Annotated in this window: 21 protein-coding genes; 16 read left to right on the top strand and 5 right to left on the bottom strand. The window is 61.6% G+C overall.

The genetic code is table 11. The annotated features are described in order from the left end of the window. Positions 1–62: 62 nt before the first annotated feature. The 8 genes from AC1Q6X_RS21860 to AC1Q6X_RS21825 all read left to right on the top strand — a co-directional run bounded on the left by AC1Q6X_RS21860 (position 63) and on the right by AC1Q6X_RS21825 (position 6,775). Entirely contained in the window at positions 63–1,097 is a 1,035-nt protein-coding gene (locus AC1Q6X_RS21860; RefSeq protein ID WP_492498379.1) for a KpsF/GutQ family sugar-phosphate isomerase, read from the top strand. Then, complete coding sequence (locus AC1Q6X_RS21855; protein ID WP_492498378.1) at positions 1,097–1,630, top strand: KdsC family phosphatase; 534 nt, start codon at positions 1,097–1,099, stop codon at positions 1,628–1,630. The genes AC1Q6X_RS21860 and AC1Q6X_RS21855 overlap by 1 nt, the downstream gene beginning before the upstream one ends. 42 nt (positions 1,631–1,672) lie before the next feature. Beyond that, positions 1,673–2,284, top strand: a complete 612-nt coding sequence (lptC, locus tag AC1Q6X_RS21850) for an LPS export ABC transporter periplasmic protein LptC (protein ID WP_070221653.1) — start codon at positions 1,673–1,675, stop codon at positions 2,282–2,284. Between the two features lie 25 nt (positions 2,285–2,309). Further along, positions 2,310–2,891, top strand: a complete 582-nt coding sequence (gene lptA / locus AC1Q6X_RS21845) for a lipopolysaccharide transport periplasmic protein LptA (protein ID WP_070221652.1) — start codon at positions 2,310–2,312, stop codon at positions 2,889–2,891. Beyond that, positions 2,891–3,646, top strand: a complete 756-nt coding sequence (lptB, locus tag AC1Q6X_RS21840; RefSeq protein WP_034753325.1) for an LPS export ABC transporter ATP-binding protein — start codon at positions 2,891–2,893, stop codon at positions 3,644–3,646. The genes lptA and lptB overlap by 1 nt, the downstream gene beginning before the upstream one ends. Before the next feature lie 4 nt (positions 3,647–3,650). After that, positions 3,651–5,129, top strand: coding sequence for an RNA polymerase factor sigma-54 (locus AC1Q6X_RS21835; RefSeq protein ID WP_070221651.1), 1,479 nt, complete (start codon positions 3,651–3,653; stop codon positions 5,127–5,129). A 69-nt stretch (positions 5,130–5,198) separates the two neighbouring features. After that, on the top strand, positions 5,199–5,558 hold the full coding sequence (hpf, locus tag AC1Q6X_RS21830) for a ribosome hibernation-promoting factor, HPF/YfiA family (RefSeq protein ID WP_070221650.1): 360 nt from the start codon (positions 5,199–5,201) through the stop codon (positions 5,556–5,558). A 131-nt stretch (positions 5,559–5,689) separates the two neighbouring features. Continuing rightward, entirely contained in the window at positions 5,690–6,775 is a 1,086-nt protein-coding gene (locus AC1Q6X_RS21825) for an enoyl-CoA hydratase/isomerase family protein (protein WP_492498377.1), read from the top strand. Here AC1Q6X_RS21825 and rapZ read toward each other — a convergent pair whose 3' ends face one another. From rapZ to ilvA, 5 genes are all read right to left on the bottom strand, one after another. Further along, on the bottom strand, positions 6,776–7,639 hold the full coding sequence (gene rapZ, locus AC1Q6X_RS21820; RefSeq protein WP_070221648.1) for an RNase adapter RapZ: 864 nt from the start codon (positions 7,637–7,639) through the stop codon (positions 6,776–6,778). 166 nt (positions 7,640–7,805) lie between these two features. After that, the gene (gene hprK, locus AC1Q6X_RS21815; protein ID WP_034753337.1) at positions 7,806–8,741 is read right to left on the bottom strand and encodes an HPr(Ser) kinase/phosphatase; all 936 of its coding nucleotides are present in this window, start codon (positions 8,739–8,741) and stop codon (positions 7,806–7,808) included. Between the two features lie 36 nt (positions 8,742–8,777). After that, complete coding sequence (locus AC1Q6X_RS21810; protein ID WP_034753339.1) at positions 8,778–9,260, bottom strand: PTS sugar transporter subunit IIA; 483 nt, start codon at positions 9,258–9,260, stop codon at positions 8,778–8,780. 343 nt (positions 9,261–9,603) lie between these two features. Continuing rightward, complete coding sequence (gene queF, locus AC1Q6X_RS21805) at positions 9,604–10,446, bottom strand: NADPH-dependent 7-cyano-7-deazaguanine reductase QueF (RefSeq protein ID WP_121668351.1); 843 nt, start codon at positions 10,444–10,446, stop codon at positions 9,604–9,606. Positions 10,447–10,541: 95 nt separating this feature from the next. Next, positions 10,542–12,077 (bottom strand): threonine ammonia-lyase, biosynthetic, encoded by a 1,536-nt coding sequence (ilvA, locus tag AC1Q6X_RS21800; protein WP_034753344.1) that lies wholly within the window; start codon positions 12,075–12,077, stop codon positions 10,542–10,544. A gap of 201 nt (positions 12,078–12,278) precedes the next feature. Between ilvA and AC1Q6X_RS21795 the strand changes: the two genes are divergently transcribed. The 8 genes from AC1Q6X_RS21795 to AC1Q6X_RS21760 all read left to right on the top strand — a co-directional run bounded on the left by AC1Q6X_RS21795 (position 12,279) and on the right by AC1Q6X_RS21760 (position 21,395). After that, entirely contained in the window at positions 12,279–12,770 is a 492-nt protein-coding gene (locus tag AC1Q6X_RS21795) for a YqaA family protein (protein ID WP_070221645.1), read from the top strand. 256 nt (positions 12,771–13,026) lie between these two features. Continuing rightward, entirely contained in the window at positions 13,027–17,067 is a 4,041-nt protein-coding gene (locus AC1Q6X_RS21790) for a DUF3683 domain-containing protein (RefSeq protein WP_492498376.1), read from the top strand. After that, positions 17,064–17,516 (top strand): HIT family protein, encoded by a 453-nt coding sequence (locus AC1Q6X_RS21785; protein WP_492404216.1) that lies wholly within the window; start codon positions 17,064–17,066, stop codon positions 17,514–17,516. The genes AC1Q6X_RS21790 and AC1Q6X_RS21785 overlap by 4 nt, the downstream gene beginning before the upstream one ends. A 9-nt stretch (positions 17,517–17,525) precedes the next feature. Further along, positions 17,526–17,978: a gamma-butyrobetaine hydroxylase family protein gene (locus tag AC1Q6X_RS21780; RefSeq protein ID WP_070221643.1), complete on the top strand. Its 453-nt coding sequence runs from the start codon at positions 17,526–17,528 to the stop codon at positions 17,976–17,978. Between the two features lie 94 nt (positions 17,979–18,072). Further along, positions 18,073–18,417 (top strand): YciI family protein, encoded by a 345-nt coding sequence (locus AC1Q6X_RS21775; RefSeq protein ID WP_070221642.1) that lies wholly within the window; start codon positions 18,073–18,075, stop codon positions 18,415–18,417. 2 nt (positions 18,418–18,419) lie between these two features. Then, positions 18,420–19,661 carry an RNA polymerase sigma factor gene (locus tag AC1Q6X_RS21770; protein WP_492498375.1) on the top strand — a complete coding sequence of 414 codons (1,242 nt, stop codon included), beginning with the start codon at positions 18,420–18,422 and terminating at the stop codon, positions 19,659–19,661. Between the two features lie 29 nt (positions 19,662–19,690). Then, a complete protein-coding gene (gene ubiE / locus AC1Q6X_RS21765) occupies positions 19,691–20,425 on the top strand; it encodes a bifunctional demethylmenaquinone methyltransferase/2-methoxy-6-polyprenyl-1,4-benzoquinol methylase UbiE (protein ID WP_034753359.1) in 735 nt (244 codons plus the stop codon). 31 nt (positions 20,426–20,456) lie between these two features. Further along, positions 20,457–21,395, top strand: a complete 939-nt coding sequence (locus AC1Q6X_RS21760) for a Tim44 domain-containing protein (protein ID WP_070292361.1) — start codon at positions 20,457–20,459, stop codon at positions 21,393–21,395. Positions 21,396–21,508: the final 113 nt, after the last annotated feature.

Here is a 21,508-nt window from a genome sequence, read left to right as displayed (position 1 = left end):
GAAATCGTTGTTTGTTGTGACTGGCAAGTTTTTTGCTTTCCTAATTCGTTTATACTTTGGGCATGAGTGTAACCCATGAAAAAACAATGCTGAAAGCTTTTGATCGAATTGACATGCAAGCGACGACCGAGCGCGCCGTCGCGCTGGCCCGCACCACCTTGCAGATCGAGTCCGACGCCATCGTTGCGCTGCACGCGCGCCTGGCCACGGACGACAGCGTGGGCCGCGCCGTGGCGCTGCTGCTGCAGTGCAAGGGGCGTGTCGTCGTCTCGGGCATCGGCAAGTCCGGCCATATCGCGCGCAAGATCGCCGCCACCCTCGCTTCCACCGGCACGCCGGCCCTGTTCGTGCATCCGGCCGAAGCGGCCCATGGCGACCTGGGCATGGTCACCTCGGACGATGCTTTTATTGCCATCTCGTACTCGGGCGAGTCGTCCGAACTGATGGCCATCATGCCCGTCGTCAAGCGCATGGGCGGCGTACTGATTTCCATGACGGGCAAGCCGAACTCGAGCCTGGCCCAGCTGGCCGATGTGCACCTGGATATTTCTGTTGAAAAAGAGGCCTGTCCGCTGAATCTGGCGCCGACGGCCAGCACCACCGTCACCCTGGCTCTGGGCGATGCGATCGCCGTGGCCTTGCTCGACTTGCGCGGCTTCAAGGAAGAAGATTTCGCCCGCTCGCACCCGGGCGGCGCCCTGGGCCGTCGCCTGCTGACGCACGTGCATGACGTCATGCGCAGCGGCGAACGGGTGCCGAAAGTACCCGTGGACGCTTCGCTGCTGCAGGCGCTGGAAGAAATGACGAAGAAGGGCATGGGCATGACGGCCGTCGTCGATGCGGACAACCGCCCCGTGGGCGTGTTTACGGATGGCGACTTGCGCCGCATGTTCGAGCGCGTGCAGGATTTCACGCAAGTGGCGATCTGCGACGTCATGCATGCGCAGCCGCGCAGCATCGCGCCCGAACGCCTGGCTGTCGATGCCGTGGCCGTGATGGAACAGTTCCGCATCAACCAGATGCTGGTCGTCGATGCCGACGGCAAGCTGGTGGGCGCCCTGCATATCCATGATCTGACCCAAGCGAAGGTGATCTGATGGAGAGCGTAGCGGACAACCTGGCGCGCGCGGCCAAGGTCAAACTGATGATCTTTGACGTCGACGGCGTGCTTACCGACGGCAGCCTGCATTTCGGCCCCGATGGCGAAATGATGAAAATGTTTAATGTGTATGATGGCCTGGGCATCAAGCTGCTGCAGGAATCCGGTGTGCAGACGGCCATCATCAGCGCGCGCCGCTCGGCCATCACGGCACGCCGCGCGCAAGACCTGGGCATTACCCATGTGCACCAGGGTGGTCACGACAAGCTGACGCCGTTTCGCGAACTGCTGGCGCTGACGGGCTTGACGGAAGAGCAATGCGGCTACATCGGCGACGACGTCATCGATGCACCCATCCTGCGTCGCGTGGGCTTTGCCGTCAGCGTGCCGGGCGGGCGTCCGGAAGCGCAGGGCCTGGCGCACCATGTGACGCAGGCCGGCGGCGGCCGCGGCGCGGTGCGCGAAATCTGCGAATTCCTGCTGCGCGCCCAGGACAACTATGCGCGCGTCATGGCGCCGTTCCTGGAGTGAGGTGCGCCTTGCCGCCAGTGACCTATGAAAGAGTGAAACCCTATGCGTAAGCCAGGAGGCGCCCATCGCTGGCGCATGATTTTTACCCTGCTGGGCGCGGTCGTCGTCGCGCTGGCCAGCTTTTGGCTGCTTGAAGTGATGAACAAGAATGGCCAGGACATCAAGGCCAGCAAGAATTTGGGTGAGCCCGACTATTTCATCACCAATTTCAGCCTGGTGCGCATGGACTTGACGGGTAAGCCCAGCTATATCGTGTCGGGCAACAAGCTCACGCATTATCCGGCCGACGATTCGTCCGATATCGACCAGCCCTTCGTGCGCAAGCTGACGCCGGGCATGCCGCCGTTGAACATGAATGCGGAACTGGCGCATATCGACCAGGACAATACCCGGCTGCAACTGCACCGCAAGGTCGTGATCGACCGCGTGGCCAGTCCGAAGGCGCAGAACCTGACGGTCAGGACGGAAGCGCTGACGGTGTTTCCGGACGAAGAAAGAATGGAAACGGACGTGCCTGTCGATATCCTGACGGGCGCCTCGCGCATCAATGGTATCGGCATGAAGGCCAATAACGCCACCGGCGTGGTGGAAGTGCAGAATGCCTTGCGCATGGTCCTCCCGCCGAAACCGCGCCCGGCCGCGGCGGCAAAATGACAGAATGAAACAAGGAAACCATACTATGAAGAACATCTTGCTGTTGAGCGTATTTTCTCTGGCCCTCATGGGCGTGGCGCATGCCGAGAAGGCCGATTCCGAGAAGGAAGCCGTCATCACGGCGCGTAGCGGCCACGTCGATGACGTCAAGCAGATTCGTACCCTGACGGGCGACGTCGTGCTGGTCAAGGGCACGCTGACCATGAAGGCGGGCCGGGCCCTGATCACGGAAGACCCGCAAGGCTACCAGTTCATCACCTTCTGGGCCGATCCCGGCAAGCTGGCCACCTTCCGCCAGAAGCGCGATGGCGCCGGCGACCTGTGGGTCGAAGGCGAAGCGGAGCGCGTGGAATACGACAACAAGACGGAAGTGGTGAAACTGTTTTCCAAGGCCAAGCTGACGCGCCTGGAGGGCACGAAAGTGACGGATGTGGCCAATGGCGCCTTCATCTCGTATGACAGCCGCAAGGAAGTATTCAAGATGGAAAATTCCGACAGCGGCACCAGCACCTCCGACGGCGGCAGCGTGCGCATGGTGATCCAGCCGAAGACCAAGGCGCCCGCGGCGGAGAAAGCGCCGGCCACACCTGTGCCAGGAACGAAATAATGGACAATACCCGTTGCGGCAGCACCCTGATCGTTCGCGGACTGCAGAAAACCTATGGCAAGCGGCAAGTCGTGCATGATGTCTCGCTGCAAGTCGAATGCGGCGAAGTGGTGGGGCTGCTGGGCCCGAACGGCGCCGGCAAGACCACCTCGTTCTACATGATCGTCGGCCTGGTGCCGTCGGATGGCGGCAGCATCGACATCAGCGGCGTGGACATTTCCAGCCTGCCGATCCACCGCCGCGCACAGATGGGCCTGTCGTATCTGCCGCAGGAGGCGTCCGTGTTCCGCAAGCTGACGGTGGAAGACAATATCCGCGCCGTGCTGGAAATCCAGACCGTCGAAGGCCGTCCTTTGAAGAAGGCCGAGATCGAGGAACGCCTGGATAAACTGCTGGCCGACTTGCAGATTGAAAAGTTGCGCGAGAACCAGGCGCTGTCCCTGTCGGGCGGCGAGCGCCGCCGCGTGGAAATCGCCCGCGCCCTGGCCACCGATCCCCGTTTCGTGCTGCTCGACGAACCGTTCGCCGGCGTCGACCCGATCGCCGTGATCGAGATCCAGCGCATCGTGCGCTTCTTGAAGGAGCGCAATATCGGCGTGCTGATCACCGATCATAATGTGCGCGAGACGCTGGGTATTTGCGACCGTGCCTACATCATCAACCAGGGCTCGGTACTGGCGTCGGGACGCCCCGACGACATCATCGCGAACGAGTCGGTACGCCGGGTCTATCTGGGCGAACACTTCCGCATGTAAGCCAATGAAACAATCATTGCAGCTGCGCACTTCGCAGCACCTGGCACTGACGCCGCAGTTGCAGCAATCGATACGCCTGTTGCAATTGTCTACTCTGGAATTGCATCAGGAACTCGAGCAACTGCTGACGGACAATCCCTTGCTCGAGCGCCTCGACGATCCACTCGACCGTTCGCTGCGCCTGCTGTCCGACGGGGCCTTGAGCTCCACGGCCGCGCCGGCCGAAGCGCCGCCCCAGCCGCCAGGCCAGGAGGCGCCCGCGGCGCCGGCCGAAGCGGAAACCTTTGACGGCGAGGCGGGCGAGGGCCCGGCCGCCGCGGATGGCGGCGACAGCGACTGGAGCGAAGCGAGCCGGGGCAAGGCGCCCGACGACGAAGATTCCCGCCCGCAACTGGAGGCCCATCACTGCACCCTGCGCGAACACCTGATGGAGCAGATGCGCGTGACGGTGCTCGAATTGCGCGACCGCGCGCTGGTCGAGCTGATCATCGACGCGCTCGACGACAATGGCTACCTGGAAGAGTCGCTCGACGACATCCTGGCGCGCCTGCCGGAAGAGCTGGAAATCGATGCCGACGAGATGCGCACGGCCTTGTCGCTGCTGCAAAGTTTCGATCCGCCCGGCGTGGGCGCGCGCAATGCGTCCGAATGCCTGGCGCTGCAGATCAAGCGCTTGCCGCACATCGCCATGGTGACGCGGCGCATGGCCCTCGTCATCGTGGAAAAGCACCTGGCCTGGTTTGCCCAGCGCGATTTCAACAAGCTGAAAAAAGCCCTCGATTGCGACGATGAAGACTTGCGTGAAGCGCAGACGGTAATTCGCCAGTGCAACCCGCATCCGGGCGCCGTGTTCGCTGCGGACGTGTCCGATTACGTGGTGCCCGACGTCGTCGTCAAGCGCGCGCGCAATGGCTGGCAAGTGACCCTGAACAACGACGTCATGCCGCGCCTGCGCGTCAATGCCATGTACGCCAACTTGCTCAAGCAGGGCAAGGGCGAGGGCGCCATGGGTGCACAGTTGCAGGAAGCCAAGTGGCTGATCAAGAATATGCGCCAGCGCTTCGACACGATTCTGCGCGTGGCGCAGGCGATAGTAGAAAGACAAAAGAACTTTTTCTCGCATGGGGCCGTTGCCATGCGCCCCCTTGTGCTCCGTGAAATAGCTGATACACTGGGTTTACACGAGAGTACTATCTCGCGGGTAACAACTCAAAAGTACATGCTGACCCCGCACGGCATGTTCGAGTTGAAATATTTCTTTGGTAGCCACGTCGCCACCGAAGCGGGGGGCGAAGCGTCATCGACGGCGATACGGGCATTGATCGTGCAACTGACAGGAGCAGAAGACCCTAAAAATCCTTTATCCGACAGTAAGATTGCGGACATGCTGGGGGAACAAGGCATGGTGATTGCGCGACGTACTGTTGCCAAATACCGGGAAGCATTAAAAATTCCGCCAGTGAGCCTGCGTAAGTGTTTGTAAGTTTTTTTCGGTTCCTCTGCGGGCCGGATACGATGGACCGCACGAACCCGATCATCTTTAGGAGTGTGTATGAATCTCACCATCAGCGGACATCATCTCGAAGTGACACCAGCCATCCGTGAATACGTACAAACGAAGCTGGAGCGCGTGAAACGTCATTTCGATCAAGTTATCGATATCGCCGTGATTCTGACCGTGGATAACCTCAAAGAGAAAGAAAAACGTCAAAAGGCCGAAGTCAACCTGCGTCTGAGTGGTAAAACTGTCTATGTGGAAAGCCTGGCACACGACCTGTATGCCGCGATCGATACCCTGATCGACAAGCTCGATAGGCAAGTGATGAAATACAAAACCAAAGTGCAAGGGCACGGTAAAGAGGCGATCAAGCATCTGCCAGACAGTTCGGAAGAAGAATTCGCCCCCGCCTAAGCGGCCCGCGACTTTCAACCGGCTGTGATCAACTAAGGGCGCACATTGCGCCCTTTTTTGCGTCCAGCGAAACGCAATGTTCGCCGCGCAGGCGCTAGAATGTTTGCACTTTCACTTCTTTCCTGCCTGCCATGAGCGACCTCGTCCAGATTTCCATCCGCCACCGCACGGGCCACATCGTGCTCGACCGTCCGAAAGCCTTGAATTCCCTGTCGCTGGAGATGGTGCGCGCCCTGAGCGCGGCCTTGCTGGCATGGCGCGACGATCCGCAGGTGGACGCCGTGGTGATCCGCTCCAGCAGCGAAAAAGCCCTGTGCGCGGGTGGCGACATCCGTTTCTTTTACGATGCGGGCCTGGCCACGCCGCAGGGCGGCAGCGCCTTGCTGGAAGATTTCTTTACGGAAGAATATGCTTTAAATCATTTGATCCATTTTTATCCGAAACCGTATATCGCCGTCATGGATGGGGTGGTGATGGGCGGCGGCATGGGCGTGGCGCAAGCGGGGCCCGGCAACCGCCTGCGCATCGTCACAGGCCGCACGCGCATGGCTATGCCGGAAGTCAATATCGGCCTGTTCCCCGACGTGGGCGGCAGTTACTTTTTGTCCCGTCTGGCCGGTCAGCTGGGCCTGTACCTGGGCTTGACGGGTTTGACGATCAACGCGGCCGACGCCCTGTACACGGGCCTGGCCGACGTGTATCTGCCCGAGGCGCAGATGGGGGCGCTGCTGGCCCTGTTCGAGTCCACACCGGGCGAGGCCTTGCCGGTCGCCATCAAGGCGCTGGCGGCGCCTTTCCAGGCCGAGGCGGGCGCTTCCCTCCTGGCCACGGCGCGCGCGGCGCTGGACCGCCATTTCAGCGCGGGTTCGGTGGCCGCCATCATGGCCTCGCTGGCGCAGGATGACGGCGCATTCGCGGCGAAGGCGCTGGCGGCCATGCGCCTGCGCTCGCCCTTGATGATGTCGGTGACCCTGGAGTTGCTGCAGCGGGGCGCCCACCTGGGCGTGGCCGATTGCCTGCGCATGGAGCGCACGGTGGTGCGCCACAATTTCGAACATGGCGAAGTGCTCGAAGGCGTGCGCGCGCTGGTGGTCGACAAGGACAATGCCCCGCGCTGGCAGCCTGCCAGCCTGGACGGGGTCGACGCGGCCATGGTGGCGCGTTTCTTCGCCCCCGTCTGGCCGGCGCAAGCCCATCCGCTGCGCCACCTCGACTGATTAAGAACGCTCGCGGTGGCGCAGCACGACTCTTTCTTTGGGGCCGAAATACTGCGCCAGCCGTTCCGCCATGTACACGGAGCGGTGCTGGCCGCCCGTGCAGCCCAGCGCCACCGTCAAATAGCTGCGGTTGTCGGACTTGAACGACGGCAACCATTTCTCGATGAAGGCGCGGATGTCGGCCAGCAGCTCCAGCGCGCTCGGTTGCGCGTCGAGGAAAGCGATCACGGGCGCGTCGCGGCCGTCGAGCGGGCGCAGGGCCAGGTCGTAATAGGGATTGGGCAAGGCCCGCACGTCGAAGACGAAATCGGCATCGAGCGGCACGCCCAGCTTGAAGGCGAACGATTCGAAGAACAGGGTCAGCGGCGCGCGCTCTGAGGCGACGATATCCTTGATCCATGCGCGCAATTTGTTGGCGCTCAGTTCCGAGGTATCGATCACATGGCCCAGCTGTTCGATGGCCGACAGGCGTTCGCGTTCTTCCGAGATGCACTCGATCAGGGTGCGGCGGCTGGCCGGATTCTGGTTCGGGCGCAACTCGTGCGACAGCGGATGGCTGCGCCGCGTTTCCGAGAAGCGCGCCACCAGCGAATGTGTGGTGGCTGTCAGGAACATGACCTTGACGTCATGCCCCTGGTCGCGCAACAGCGCGACATTGTGCGGCAAGCTGACGAGCGATTCGGCGCTGCGCGCATCGACGGCGACGGCCAGTTGCGGCGTGCCTTCGTCGAGCAAGGTTTGCACCAGGCTCGGCAGCAAGGCCGGCGGCAGGTTGTCGACGCAATAGTAGCCGGTATCTTCCAGCACATTGAGCGCGACGGATTTACCGGAGCCGGATATTCCGGTGATAAGGACGATATGCATAGCCCGATCATACAATAAAGACCGGCACCGCGCTCCCGATGCAATTATCTTTACAAATTATTGCAATTTGGGCTGGGGTATTTCTTTGCTGCACGCGCCAACATTGTCGTCGGATTACGCGGGGCCTTGCCCCACCTCGGCGGCCCCGCTAATCCGACCTACGTTGTTAATCGCCGCTCATGGCGAGGCGTTGCCGCTCCATGAACTCCTGCAAGGTATCGATGCCGCGCAGCTGCAGAATCGTGTTGCGCACGGCCGCTTCCAGCAGGACGGCGATGTTGCGGCCGGCGGCGACGGGGATGACGACCTTGCGCACAGGCAGACCGAGTACGTCTTCCGTAGGGAACAGGAAAGGCAGGCGCTCGACTTCTTCTTCCAGCGCGTTGCGGCGCACCAGGTGGACGATCAGTTTCAGGCGCATCTTGCGGCGCACGGCCGTTTCGCCAAAGATGGCCTTGATGTCGAGTAAACCCAGGCCCCGCACTTCCAGCAGGTTTTGCAGCAGGGGCGGGCAGCGGCCTTCGATCATGTTCGGCGCGATGCGCGAGAATTCGACGGCGTCGTCGGCCACCAGGCCGTGGCTGCGCGAAATCAGCTCCAGCCCCAGCTCGCTCTTGCCCAGGCCCGAATCGCCCGTGATCAGCACGCCCACGCCCAGCACGTCCATGAACACGCCATGCATGATGATGCGCTGCGCCAGTTTTTTCGACAGGTAGACGCGCAGAAAGTCGATCACTTGCGCGGCCGGCAGCGGGGTGGAGAACAGGGGAATGTTTTGCTCGTCGCAGATGGCGAGGATGTCGGGCGGCGTTTCCAGCCCTTGCGCGATGATCAGCGCGGGCGGACCGCCGGCGATCAGTTCGCCGATCACGTGGGTACGCGTGTTGACCTTCAGGCGCTGGTAGTAATTGATTTCCTGGTGACCGAAGACCTGGATGCGGCCCGGATGGATCAGGTTCAAGTGGCCCACCTGGTCGGCGGCTGACGAGACGTCGCCCGAGATCAGGCGCTCGCCGCCGGGGAAGCCGGCGAACCAGCCCAGTTGCAGACTTTCACGATTATCGTCGTACAGGCGTTGTATCGTCAGCGGCGTTTGCAACATGGCAGTCTTCTTCAGGAGTGGAGGAATACCTGAAGTTTAACCCGCCGCTTGCAGACTGGGTTGCCAATTGACGATGCGCGAATGCACGGATTTCGGTTCCGGATCCGTGGCCAATGCCGTGCGGAAGGCGTCATCGGAAAACATTTCGGCGATTTCCGACAGGATTTCCAGATGTTGCTGGGTGACATGATCGGGAATCAGCAGGAAAAACAGCAGATTGACGGGCTTGCCATCGGGCGACTCGAACGGAATCGGTTCGGCCAGGCGCACGAAGGCGCCCAGCGGCGATTTCAAGGTCTTGCTGCCCTTGACTCTGCCATGCGGCACGGCCACGCCATGACCCAGACCGGTCGAGCCCAGACGTTCGCGGGCAAACAGATTGTCCGAGACGGTAGAGCGGGCGATGCCGTAATTGTTTTCGAAGATCAGGCCGGCTTGCTCGAAGGCGCGCTTCTTGCTGGAAACTTCCAGATCCAGCAGGACGTTTTCGAGGGATAATATTTTGCTAAGATTAGTCATGACACTCAATGAAATGGTGCAATGCGCAGAGGGCTTGCGAGCCGAATTATAGGCCTGTTTTCGCGGCCTGTAACGCCAATTCTCAACAGTATACGTCCGCTGCGGGCGCAGTGGGCGCTACAGCCAATGTGACCATCATTTTAGCAAAAAAATAACATCGGCGTGTATCGGCTATTTCTTGATTAAAAACACGCGGCGCGCCGGTTTTTCCGCCGCCGAATGCCGATTTTCCGATTTTTCAGCGTCTTTGACATGCTCTGCGGCACTACTGCAACGTTGTTTTAAAACACAGCCAACATTCCTGTTGGCATGGTTTTGGGGTGTTGCGCGGTGTTGCCTAGCGTTACTGGCGCGCGTTGCGCAGATTGCCCGGCATCGCTCCCGTGCTGAAGTTGCTGCGCCAGGGATTGATGTCGAGGCCGCCGCGGCGCGTATAGCGCGCATACACGGACAGTTTTTGGGGCTTGCACTGACGCAAGATATCGACAAAGATGCGTTCCACGCATTGCTCGTGGAATTCATTGTGTTCGCGGAAACCGATCAGGTAGCGCAACAGGCTTTCCTGGTCGATCTGCGGCCCCGCATACACGATCTGCACGCTGCCCCAGTCGGGCTGGCCCGTCACCAGGCAATTTGATTTGAGCAAATGTGACACCAGTTTTTCTTCCACGGGCGCCTCATCGAGCGCCGCCTTCAACAGCAGCGGCGAGGGCGTGTATTGCGTGATTTCCAGGTCCAGACGGTCGAGCAGCACGCCGTCGAACTCGCCCATTTTGAGCTTGCCGAAATCTTCCTGCAAAGTCAGTTCCACTTGCACGGGCGCGCCGAAACCATTCGACAAATCCTGCTGGAGCAATGCCAGCAGGGCTTGCGGGCTGTCCAGCTTGGTCTGGTTGAACGAGTTCAGGTAGAGCTTGAACGATTTCGATTCGATGATGTTGGGCGAATCGGCCGGCGCGCTGACCTTGGCAATGGCCACCTGCGGCTTGCCGCGCTGGTTCAGCCACGACAGTTCGTAGGCGTTCCAGATATCGAGGCCGAAAAACGGTAATGTACCGTGCAGTTCCAGCTCGTCGCGCTTGCCCTGGCGCGGAATCGGAAACAGCAATTCCGGCGCGTAATCGGTGTGGTAGGCGGAGCTTTTGCCCAGCGGGGATTGTTCGGCGAGGTCGTTGGTGGTGGTCATGGTCGTGTGGCGTGAATTCAGTCAAGCACGCATGGTAGCCTATTTCGGGGTCAGACCCGTCGGGTCTGACCCCAGCTTGTTCGCCTGGGTTAGAACTAACCTAAAAACAGCTTGTAGACGGGATTGCTGCTCTCATCCCAGTAACGATACCCCAGGGTATCGAGGAAGCGGGCGAATTCTCCCATTTCATCGGGCGGTACTTGCAGGCCGATCAGGATGCGGCCCACGTCGCCGCCCTGGCTGCGGTAATGGCACAGGGAAATATTCCAGTTCGGCGCCATGCTGTCGAGAAAGCGCATCAGCGCGCCCGGGCGTTCGGGGAATTCGAAGCGGTACAGCAGCTCGTCCTGCGCCAGCCGGCTCTTGCCGCCCACCAGGTGGCGGATATGCGACTTGGCCAGTTCGTCGTGGGTCAGGTCGAGGGTCTTGAATTCGTGTTCCTCGAAGGTCTTCGCCAGCACGCTGGATTCATGCCTGTCGGCAATTTGAATGCCGACGAACACGTGCGCGGCTTTTTCATCGCTGATGCGGTAGTTAAATTCCGTCACGTTGCGCGCGCCAATGAGCGAACAGAAGCGCTTGAAGCTGCCCCGCTGTTCGCGCATGGTAACGGCGAACACGGCTTCGCGGAATTCGCCCAACTCGGCCCGTTCCGCCACAAAACGCAGCCGGTCGAAATTCATGTTCGCGCCGCTGGCGATGGTGACCAGGGTTTCATTGTTGACGGGGTGCTTGGTCAGGCTGGCCCGTTCCACATAGGCCTTGGCGCCGGCGATGGCCAAGGCGCCGGACGGCTCCAGAATGCTGCGCGTATCCGTAAACACATCCTTGATGGCGGCGCAGATGGCGTCCGTGTCGACGGTGATGATTTCATCGACATACGCCTGCACCAGGCGGAAGGTTTCCTCGCCGGCCAGGCGCACGGCCGTGCCGTCGGCGAACAGGCCCACGTCGTTCAGGGTCACGCGCTCGCCCGCCTTCAGCGAGCGGGCCATGGCATTTGAATCGACGCTTTGCACGCCGATGATCTTGATGTCGGGGCGAATCTGTTTTACGTAGGCAGCAATGCCGGCGATCAAACCGCCGCCACCGATGGGGGCGAAGATGGCGTGGATGGGGCCGGCGTGCTGGCGCAGGATTTCCATGCCGATCGTGCCCTGGCCGGCGATCACGTCCGGGTCGTCGAACGGGTGCACGAAGGTCAGCTTCTGTTCCTTTTCCAGGGTCAGCGCATGGTTGTAGGCATCCGTGTACGACTCGCCGTGCAGCACCACTTCCACGTTCACGCCGCCGCGTCCCTTGACCGCCTCGACCTTCACCAGCGGCGTGGTAGTGGGCATGACGATGACGGCACGGCAACCCATGCGGGCGGCCGACAGGGCCACGCCCTGGGCATGGTTGCCGGCCGAGGCGCAGATCACGCCGCGCTTGCGTTCCGCTTCGCTGAGCTTGGACATCTTGTTATAGGCGCCGCGAATCTTGAAGCTGAACACGCTTTGCATGTCTTCGCGCTTGAAGTAAATCTGGTTGTTCAGGCGCTGCGACAGGGCAGGGGCCAGTTCCAGCGGCGTTTCGGTGGCGACGTCATAGACGCGGGCGGTCAGGATTTTCTTGAGGTAGTCGATGTTCATAGTCTGCAAGCAAGTTATTCTGGGCCAGAAAGGGTCTGGAGCGTGTCTGTCGATAGCGGCGGCGCGGCGGCGGATAGCCTGGCGACAATAATGCTCTGTGGAACTGCGGGCGGGTCTGCCTTTGCCAGCCGGCGCGATGTGTGCGGCGCCCAGGCTGCTCTTCATTATAATGGAGAGCCTTACCGCATCGCGAAGTGTTCCATGATCGAATCCGCAATCGCCTGGCTGCTGCAGCTGATCGCAGCACCGGAAGTCGGGCTGACATCGGTCTTTCTGATCAGCTTTATTTCCGCTACCCTCTTGCCGCTCGGCTCGGAGCCGGCCGTGTTTGCCGTGATCAAGGCCAATCCCGCGCTGTTCTGGGCCGCCATCGGCGTCGCCACCCTGGGCAATACCCTGGGCGGCATCGTCGACTACTGGATGGGCTACCGGGCCAAGCAGGCGTTCGCCAAGGAGCGCGATACGCGCTGGTTCCGCTGGCTGGCCCGCTATGGCGCCAAGACCATGCTGCTGGCCTGGCTGCCCCTCGTGGGCGATCCCCTGTGTACCCTGGCGGGCTGGCTCAAGTTGCCGTTCTGGCCCAGCGTGGCCTATATGGCCATCGGCAAGTGCGCACGCTACCTGACCATGACAGGCTTGCTGCTCTACGTCCCCGATGGTGTTTGGCACCGGATCGGCCAGATGCTGGCTTGAATGGGACGGCCTGCAACGCCAGTTTGCCCCATTTCGTGCAGTTCGATAGTTCGCAGCAGGGTCTGATTTTTGGTATTTTTTCGTTGAAAATTCGTAGAATCTGGTTTTTTATTCGGCAATGGAGGGCTTTTCCATATTTGCTATGGTGGCGGATGCGGTGCTTAAACCTTAGGCTGCCTAAGGCTGTTCCCGCATGGTGCGGCGCAATAAGATAAAATGGGTCTTTAGGGTCCAGTCCACATCGTCACCACACTCCATGAACGCTCCCGCACAAATCCAAGCTTTACTGGCAGAAACGCCGAATGGTCCCGCAGCAAGCCGCCTGCGCGAAATCCCGTATAACTACACGTCGTTTTCCGATCGCGAGATCGTCATACGCCTGTTGGGGGAGGACTCCTGGCGCCTGCTCGACGAGCTGCGCGGCGCCCGCCAGACGGGCCGTTCGGCCCGCATGCTGTACGAGGTGCTGGGCGATATCTGGGTCGTGCGCCGCAACCCCTTTCTGCAGGATGACTTGCTCGACAATCCGAAGCGCCGCCAGGGCTTGATCGATGCCTTGCATCACCGCCTGGCCGAAGTCGACAAGCGCCGCCTGTCCATCGATGCGGCCGGCGGCGACGTGGCCGCCAGCGGCGAGACGCCGGAAGTGGCGCAGGCGCGCAGCCATAACGTTGAACTGCTGCTCAAGGCCGCCAGCAAGGCCGTGGCCGACTTTGGCGATGAATTCCGCAAGACCTACGACTTGCGCAAGCGCACGGTCAAGGTGCTGGGCCGCTACACGGAAAAGCACAATGTGCGCTTCGACGGCATGACGCGCGTGTCGCACGTGACGGATGCCACCGACTGGCGCGTGGAATACCCGTTCGTCGTGCTCACGCCCGACACGGAGGAGGAAATGGCCGGCCTGGTCAAGGGCTGTATCGAGCTGGGGCTGACCATCATCCCGCGCGGCGGCGGCACCGGCTACACGGGCGGCGCGATTCCATTGACGCCGATGTCGGCCGTCATCAACACAGAAAAACTGATCACCCTGGGCGCCGTGGAAATGACGGTCTTGCCTGGCTTGACGCACGAATACGCGACGATCAATTCGGGCGCCGGCGTGATCACGAACAAGGTCTCGGAAGCGGCGGAGAAGGCCGGTTTCGTGTTTGCCGTCGACCCCACCTCGGCCCACGCCTCTTGCATCGGCGGCAACGTCGCCATGAATGCGGGCGGCAAGAAAGCCGTGCTGTGGGGCACGGCGCTCGACAACCTGGCCTCGTGGCGCATGGTCGACCCGAACGGCGACTGGCTCGACGTCACGCGCCTCGACCATAACCTGGGCAAGATCCACGATATCGCGCTGGCACGTTTCCAGCTGGAATGGCGTCACCCGAGCACGCGCGACGCGACAAAACCGAACGCGCCGTTCAAGACGGAAATCCTGGAAATTCCTGGCCGTAAATTCCGCAAGGAAGGCCTGGGCAAGGATGTGACGGACAAATTCCTCGCCGGCTTGCCGGGTATCCAGAAAGAAGGCTGCGACGGCCTGATCACGTCGGCGCGCTGGATTCTGCACAAGATGCCGAAGTTCGCCCGCACCGTCTGCCTGGAATTCTTCGGCCAGGCGCGCGACGCGATCCCGTCGATCGTGGAAATCAAGGATTACCTCGATGGCTTGCCGGCCAAGGGCGAGCAATACACGAGCATCCGCCTGGCGGGCCTCGAGCACCTGGACGAGCGCTACCTGCGCGCCGTCGGCTACGCCACCAAGTCGAAGCGGGGCGTGCTGCCGAAGATGGCCCTGTTTGGCGACATCGTCGGCGACGATGAAAACGCCGTCGCGCAAGCGGCGTCGGAAGTGGTGCGCATCGCCAACACCCGCGTGGGTGAAGGCTTTGTGGCCGTCAGCCCCGAAGCGCGCAAGAAATTCTGGCTGGATCGTGCCCGCACGGCGGCGATCGCCAAACATACCAATGCGTTCAAGATCAATGAAGACGTCGTGATCCCGCTCAATCGCATGGGCGAATACACGGATGGCATCGAACGCATCAATATCGAGCTGTCGATCAAGAACAAGCTGCAACTGGCCGACGCCCTCAGCGAATTCTTTGCCAAGGGTAATTTGCCAATCGGCAAGAGCGACGATGCATCGGATGACCGCGTCGACGATGCTGAAATGCTGGGCGACCGCGCCGAGCAGGCGCAGCAGCTGCTGGCGCAAGTGACGGCGCGCTGGACCTATCTGCTGGCCCAGCTCGACCGTCCGCTGGTCGACGTGAAGGGCGAACTGGCCGAACTGGGCATGGAGCGCCTGTTGCCCGTGTTCGATGCGCGCCTGCAAACGCAGCCGAACGCCACCCTGTTCGACGTGGTGCAGGACCGCACGGTGCGCATCACGTGGAAGCAGGAAATCCGCGCCCAGCTGCGCCAGATCTTCAACGGCGCCGCTTTCAAACTGATCCTCGACGAGGCCACTGCCATTCACGCGCGCATTTTGCGTAGCCGCGTGTTTGTCGCGCTGCACATGCATGCGGGCGACGGCAACGTGCACACGAACTTGCCCGTCAACTCGGACAATTACGAAATGCTGCAGGACGCCCACGAAGCCGTGGGCCGCATCATGATCCTGGCCCGTTCGCTCAATGGCGTCATTTCCGGCGAACATGGTATCGGCATCACCAAGCTGGAATTTTTGACGGAAGAAGAGATCGGCGACTTCCGCAGCTACAAGCAGCGCATCGATCCCGAAGGCCGTTTCAACAAGGGCAAACTGCTGAACCTGCCGGGCATGGGCGCCGACTTGCGCAATGCCTACACGCCATCGTTCGGCCTGATGGGCCATGAGTCGCTGATCATGCAGCAAAGCGATATCGGCGCCATCGCCGACAGCGTCAAGGATTGCTTGCGTTGCGGCAAGTGCAAACCCGTGTGCTCGACCCACGTACCGCGCGCCAACTTGCTGTACTCGCCGCGCGACAAGATATTGGCGACCTCGTCCCTGATCGAAGCCTTCCTGTACGAAGAGCAGACGCGCCGCGGCATTTCCATCAAGCATTGGGAAGAGTTCGAGGACGTGGCCGACCACTGCACGGTCTGCCATAAATGCGTGACGCCTTGCCCGGTGAACATCGACTTCGGCGACGTGTCGATGAACATGCGCAATTTGCTGCGCAAGATGGACAAGAAGAGCTTTAATCCGGGCACCAAGGCGACGATGATGTTCCTCAACGCCACCGATCCCGTGACCATCAACGCCACGCGCAAGGTTATGATCGGCTGGGGTTACAAGGCGCAGCGCCTGGGCCACGATCTGTTGAAGAAATTTGCCAAGAAGCAAACCAAGGCGCCGCCGCCATCGACGGGCAAGCCGCCCGTCAAGGCGCAGGTGATCCACTTCATCAACAAAAAGATGCCGGGCAACCTGCCGAAGAAATCGGCGCGCGCGCTGCTCGACATCGAAGACGACAAGGTCATCCCGATCATCCGCAATCCGAAGACGACCACGGCCGATACGGAAGCCGTGTTCTACTTCCCCGGCTGCGGTTCGGAACGTTTGTTCTCGCAAGTGGGCCTGGCCACGCAAGCGATGCTGTGGGAAGTAGGCGTGCAGACGGTCTTGCCGCCTGGCTACCTGTGCTGCGGTTATCCGCAGCGGGGCGCGGGCGAGTTCGACAAGGCCGAGAAGATGATGACGGACAACCGCGTCCTGTTCCACCGCATGGCCAACACGCTCAATTACCTGGACATCAAGACGGTGCTGGTGTCCTGTGGCACCTGCTACGACCAGTTGGCCACGTATCAGTTCGAGAAGATTTTCCCTGGCTGCCGCATCATGGATATCCATGAGTATTTGCTGGAGAAAAACGTCAAGCTGGAAGGCGTGAACGGCACGCGCTATATGTACCACGAGCCATGCCACAATCCGATGAAGCTGCAGGAATCGGGCAAGACGATCAACTCCCTGATCAGCACGGTGGATAACGTGAAGATCGAGAAGAATGACCGTTGCTGCGGCGAATCGGGCTCGCTGGCCGTCACGCGCCCTGACATTTCCACGCAAGTGCGTTTCCGCAAGGAAGAAGAGATGGTCAAGGGCGCCGACAAGCTGCGCGGCGATGGGTTCACCGGCGACGTCAAAATCCTCACCAGCTGCCCGTCGTGCCTGCAAGGCTTGTCGCGCTACAATGATGATTCGGGCACGACGGCCGATTACATCGTCGTCGAGATCGCCAAACACTTGCTGGGAGAGAACTGGATGCCCGATTACGTGAAACGCGCCAATGACGGCGGCATCGAACGGGTGCTGGTGTGACGTCCTCGACCTGCGATCTGTGCAACTTGCTCGATGGCTTTGCCAAGAAGCAGGGCTGTGAGGTCTTGCTGTGGCGCAGCGAACGCCTGTCCGTGGTGGCCGTCGACGACCCTGCCTACCCCGGGTTTTGCCGCGTGATCTGGAACAAGCACGTGAAGGAAATGACGGATCTCACGCCCGGCGAGCGCAACTATGTCATGGAAGTCGTGTGGCAAGTCGAGCTGGCCGTGCGCGAAGTGATGGCGCCGGAAAAGGTCAATGTGGCCAGTTTCGGCAACATGACGCCGCACGTGCACTGGCACGTGATCCCGCGTTATCGTGACGATGCGCATTTCCCGCACCCCAGCTGGGCCGTGGTGCAGCGCGAGACGGCGCCCGAGGTGCTGGCCGCGCGCCGCGCCCTGTTGCCGGCCTTGCGTGAGGCCATCATTCAACGTTTATCCGCATAAAGTATCGTCATGACCGAAAAAACAGCAACGCCCCAACCGACCGGCTTGACCGTGCACAACCAGTCGCGCGTGCTCGACGTGGCTTTCGACGATGGCAGCACATTTGCGCTGCCGTTCGAATACCTGCGCGTGTATTCGCCATCGGCCGAAGTGCAGGGCCATGGCAAGGGCCAGGAAACCTTGCAATTAGGTAAGCGCCTGGTCGGCATCACGGGCATCGAGCCCGTCGGCAACTACGCCGTGCAGCCCACCTTCAGCGACGGCCACAATTCCGGCCTGTACACCTGGGCTTATCTGTACAAGCTGGGCGCGGAAAAGGACAAACTGTGGCAAGCCTACCTTGACCAGCTGGCGGCGGCCGGCTACCCGGGCGACAGCGGCCGCGACGCCAAGGCCGACATGACGGTCAAGCAATCTTCCGGCGGCCACGTGCATGGACCCAGCTGCGGCCATAAGCATTAATTAAAAATAATGCGGTAATCTTGTCGGATTGCCGCCGCCCCATTCGTCGTATGAATGCCCGCGCTTGCGGGCATTTTTCTTTGGAGAAGAGACTATGGAATACATGATCCTGATCTACGCCGATGAATCCCGTTATGCATCCATGCCGGAAGGGCAGATGGCCAGCCTGATGGCCGACTTTGCCAGCTACACGCAGGCGCTGGAAGCGGCCGGCGTGCTGCGCGGCGGGGCCGAGCTGGCGCCGGTGGGCAGCGCCACCAGCGTGCGCGTGCGCAATGGCAAGCCTGTCATCACGGATGGGCCGTTCGCGGAAACCAAGGAGCAGCTGGGCGGCTACTATCTGCTCGACTGCGCCCACCTCGACGAGGCGCTGGCCTGGGCCGGGCGTTGTCCGGCGGCATCCCTGGGCACCATCGAAGTGCGGCCTGTCACGGCATAGCCATGGCCGGCGACGCCATTGTGGCCGTCGAGCACGTCTTTCGCCTGGAAAAGGGCAGGGTGCTGGCCGGCCTGATGCGGCGCTTCGGCGACCTGGGCCTGGCGGAAGATGTGCTGCAGGAAGCGTGCCGCAAGGCGCTGGAACTGTGGCCGCGCACAGGCATCCCCGGCAATCCCGCCGCCTGGCTCAGTGCCGTGGCGCGTAACGCGGCTCTCGACCACGTACGCCGGGCGGGCAAGAGCGTCAGCGATGCCGAGGCCGTGCTGTCGTGCCTGCCTGCGGTCGAGACTGTTGACGCGCAGCCTATCGAAGACGACCGCCTGCGCCTGCTGTTCATCTGCTGCCATCCCGCGCTGGCGCCCGAGGCGCAGGTGGCGCTGGCCCTGCGCACCCTGTGTGGCCTGTCCACGGGCGAGATCGCACGCGCCTTCGGCGTGGCGGAAGCGGCCCTGTCGCAGCGCTTGTTGCGCGCCAAACGCAAGATCGCCGAAGCCCGTATCCCTTTCGAGTTGCCGCCGGAGCAAGAGCTGCAGCCGCGGCTGGCGCAAGTACTGCACGTGATTTACCTGGTGTTCAGCGAAGGCTATTGCGCCAGCGGCGGCGACACGTTGCTGCGCGCGGACCTGTGCGCGGAAGCGCTGCGCCTGGGGCGGCTGCTGGACAGCCTGCAGCCCGGCCAGCCGGAAGTGCAGGGGTTATTGGCCCTGATGCTGCTGCAGGCGTCGCGCGGCCCCGCCCGCCTCTCGCCAGGCGGTGAACTGCTGACCCTGGAAGAGCAGGACCGGCGCCTGTGGGATGACGCCCTGATTGCCGAGGGATTGGCCGTGCTGGCGCTGGCCTTGCCGGCGCGCGCGCCAGGGCCGTATCAGCTGCAGGCCGCCATTGCCGCCTTGCACGCGCAAGCGCCCACAGCCAGCGGGACGGACTGGCGCCAGATCAGCGCCCTGTATGGCGCCTTGCTGCGGCACAAGCCGGAACCCATGATTTTGCTCAATGCCGTGATCGCCTGCGCCATGGCGCACGGCGCGGCACACGGGCTGGCCTGGCTGGCGCGGCTCGAAGCCGTTCCCAGCCTTGTCAACTCGCATTATCTGCACGCGGCCCGGGCCGACTTGCTGCGCCGCCAGGGCGACCGGCCGGGGGCGCTGGCCGCGTATGCGCGGGCGGCCATGCTGGCTTCGAATGCAGTGGAAAGGCAATACCTTCTCCGGCGTCACGGGGAAATGCGCCTGCCGCTTGTATAATGCATGCAAGTTCAAACAGACTGCCTACCATGACCAATACGACCCATTTCGGATACAAAACAGTTGCAGAAGACGACAAAGTGCGCGAAGTCGCCAAGGTGTTCCATTCCGTCGCTGCCAAATACGACGTGATGAACGACTTGATGTCGGGCGGGCTGCACCGTCTGTGGAAGACGTTTACCATCGCCAACGCGGGCGTGCGCCCCGGTTTCAAGGTGCTCGACATCGCCGGCGGCACGGGCGACCTGTCGAAGGCGTTCGCCAAGCAGGCGGGCCCTACGGGCGAAGTCTGGCTGACCGATATCAATGAATCGATGTTGCGCGTGGGCCGCGACCGCCTCTTGAATCGCGGCTTGCTCACCCCCACCTTGTTGTGTGACGCGGAAAAACTGCCATTCCCCGATAATTATTTCGACCGCGTCAGCGTGGCCTTCGGCCTGCGCAACATGACGCACAAGGACGTGGCGCTGGCGGAAATGCGCCGCGTGCTGAAACCGGGCGGCAAGCTGCTGGTGCTGGAATTTTCCAAGGTGGCAGCGCCCCTGCAAAAGCCGTACGACCTGTATTCGTTCTCGGTCTTGCCGTGGTTCGGCCAGAAAATCGCCGGCGACGCGGAAAGCTATCGCTATCTGGCCGAATCGATCCGCATGCACCCGGACCAGGAAACCTTGAAGACCATGATGGAAACGGCGGGCCTGGAACGCGTGCAGTACTACAATTTGACGGCAGGCATTGCCGCTTTGCACACCGGTATCAAGATGTAATGCATCAACGTTGGTGATTTTAGGAGATGGAATGAAATTGAAGAAATTTATGGTCGGCATGATGCTGGCCGCGACCACGGTATCCATGCTGGGCGAGGCGCTGGCCCGTCCCATGGGCGGTGGCCGTTCGTTTGGCCGCCAGTCGCAAAACGTGGGCCGCCAGGCGCCTGCACCTGCGCCCACCCCGGCGCCGGCTGCCGCGCCGCGCCAGGCACAACCGGCTCCTGCCCCCGCACCGGCGCCTGCCGCCAAGGCGCCGAGCCGCTGGAAAGGCTTGCTGGGCGGCGCCTTGCTGGGCCTGGGTCTGGGCGCCTTGCTGTCGCATTTTGGCCTGGGCGGCGCCCTGGCCAGCATGATCAGCACCCTGCTGATGGTGGCTTTGCTGGCCGGCGTGGCCTTCTTCATCTACCGCATGGTGCGCGGCAAACGCGACACTAACGCCGGCAATGCGCCGTTCGCCGGTTTCGGCAACCAGCCTGCACCGGCCGGCAACGTGCCCGATATCGGTTCGCACATCCCGCCGCTGCCGCCGCTGCAACCCGTCTCGTCCGGCGTCGGCCTGGACAAGCCGGCACCGGTTGCCGCGCCATGGGGCGTACCAGGCGACTTCGACAAGGAAGCCTTCCTGCGCCACGCGAAAAGCAATTTCATTCGCTTGCAAGCGGCCTGGGACAAGGCCGACGTCAACGATATCCGCGAATTCACGTCGCCGGAAGTGTATGCGGAACTGCGCATGCAAATCCAGGAACGGGGCGCGCAGCCGGACTTTACGGATGTCGTCACCATCGACGCCGAATTGCTCGGTATCGAGACGAGCGTCAACGATTACCTGGCCAGCGTGAAATTTACGGGCCTGATCCGTTCGGCGCCGGGCGCGGCAGCGGAACCGTTTGCGGAAGTGTGGAATATGTCGAAACCCGTCAGCGGCAACAGCGGCTGGGTCCTGGCAGGCATCCAGCAATTGAATTAATTGTAAAAACTTGCTGAATAATGGCTTAAGTTCATGCGCAATGCATGATGCTTAACAGATATTTCCTGCTGAACTGGTAAGATCGAAACCGCCCGCGTTGTTGTACGGGCGGT

It is taken from the genome of Janthinobacterium sp. GW823-FHT06H09 (assembly GCF_058794735.1).
Note: the sequence above shows the minus strand (reverse complement) of the source record. Positions and strands in the feature narration are given on the sequence as shown.

Excerpts from the sequence above, each read along its gene's own strand:
- AC1Q6X_RS21860 (WP_492498379.1), top strand. The coding sequence starts at position 63 with ATGAGTGTAACCCATGAAAAAACAATGCTGAAAGCTTTTGATCGAATT.
- AC1Q6X_RS21855 (WP_492498378.1), top strand. The coding sequence starts at position 1,097 with ATGGAGAGCGTAGCGGACAACCTGGCGCGCGCGGCCAAGGTCAAACTG.
- lptC (WP_070221653.1), top strand. The coding sequence starts at position 1,673 with ATGCGTAAGCCAGGAGGCGCCCATCGCTGGCGCATGATTTTTACCCTG.
- lptA (WP_070221652.1), top strand. The coding sequence starts at position 2,310 with ATGAAGAACATCTTGCTGTTGAGCGTATTTTCTCTGGCCCTCATGGGC.
- lptB (WP_034753325.1), top strand. The coding sequence starts at position 2,891 with ATGGACAATACCCGTTGCGGCAGCACCCTGATCGTTCGCGGACTGCAG.
- AC1Q6X_RS21835 (WP_070221651.1), top strand. The coding sequence starts at position 3,651 with ATGAAACAATCATTGCAGCTGCGCACTTCGCAGCACCTGGCACTGACG.
- hpf (WP_070221650.1), top strand. The coding sequence starts at position 5,199 with ATGAATCTCACCATCAGCGGACATCATCTCGAAGTGACACCAGCCATC.
- AC1Q6X_RS21825 (WP_492498377.1), top strand. The coding sequence starts at position 5,690 with ATGAGCGACCTCGTCCAGATTTCCATCCGCCACCGCACGGGCCACATC.
- rapZ (WP_070221648.1), bottom strand. The coding sequence starts at position 7,639 with ATGCATATCGTCCTTATCACCGGAATATCCGGCTCCGGTAAATCCGTC.
- hprK (WP_034753337.1), bottom strand. The coding sequence starts at position 8,741 with ATGTTGCAAACGCCGCTGACGATACAACGCCTGTACGACGATAATCGT.
- AC1Q6X_RS21810 (WP_034753339.1), bottom strand. The coding sequence starts at position 9,260 with ATGACTAATCTTAGCAAAATATTATCCCTCGAAAACGTCCTGCTGGAT.
- queF (WP_121668351.1), bottom strand. The coding sequence starts at position 10,446 with ATGACCACCACCAACGACCTCGCCGAACAATCCCCGCTGGGCAAAAGC.
- ilvA (WP_034753344.1), bottom strand. The coding sequence starts at position 12,077 with ATGAACATCGACTACCTCAAGAAAATCCTGACCGCCCGCGTCTATGAC.
- AC1Q6X_RS21795 (WP_070221645.1), top strand. The coding sequence starts at position 12,279 with ATGATCGAATCCGCAATCGCCTGGCTGCTGCAGCTGATCGCAGCACCG.
- AC1Q6X_RS21790 (WP_492498376.1), top strand. The coding sequence starts at position 13,027 with ATGAACGCTCCCGCACAAATCCAAGCTTTACTGGCAGAAACGCCGAAT.
- AC1Q6X_RS21780 (WP_070221643.1), top strand. The coding sequence starts at position 17,526 with ATGACCGAAAAAACAGCAACGCCCCAACCGACCGGCTTGACCGTGCAC.
- AC1Q6X_RS21775 (WP_070221642.1), top strand. The coding sequence starts at position 18,073 with ATGGAATACATGATCCTGATCTACGCCGATGAATCCCGTTATGCATCC.
- AC1Q6X_RS21770 (WP_492498375.1), top strand. The coding sequence starts at position 18,420 with ATGGCCGGCGACGCCATTGTGGCCGTCGAGCACGTCTTTCGCCTGGAA.
- ubiE (WP_034753359.1), top strand. The coding sequence starts at position 19,691 with ATGACCAATACGACCCATTTCGGATACAAAACAGTTGCAGAAGACGAC.
- AC1Q6X_RS21760 (WP_070292361.1), top strand. The coding sequence starts at position 20,457 with ATGAAATTGAAGAAATTTATGGTCGGCATGATGCTGGCCGCGACCACG.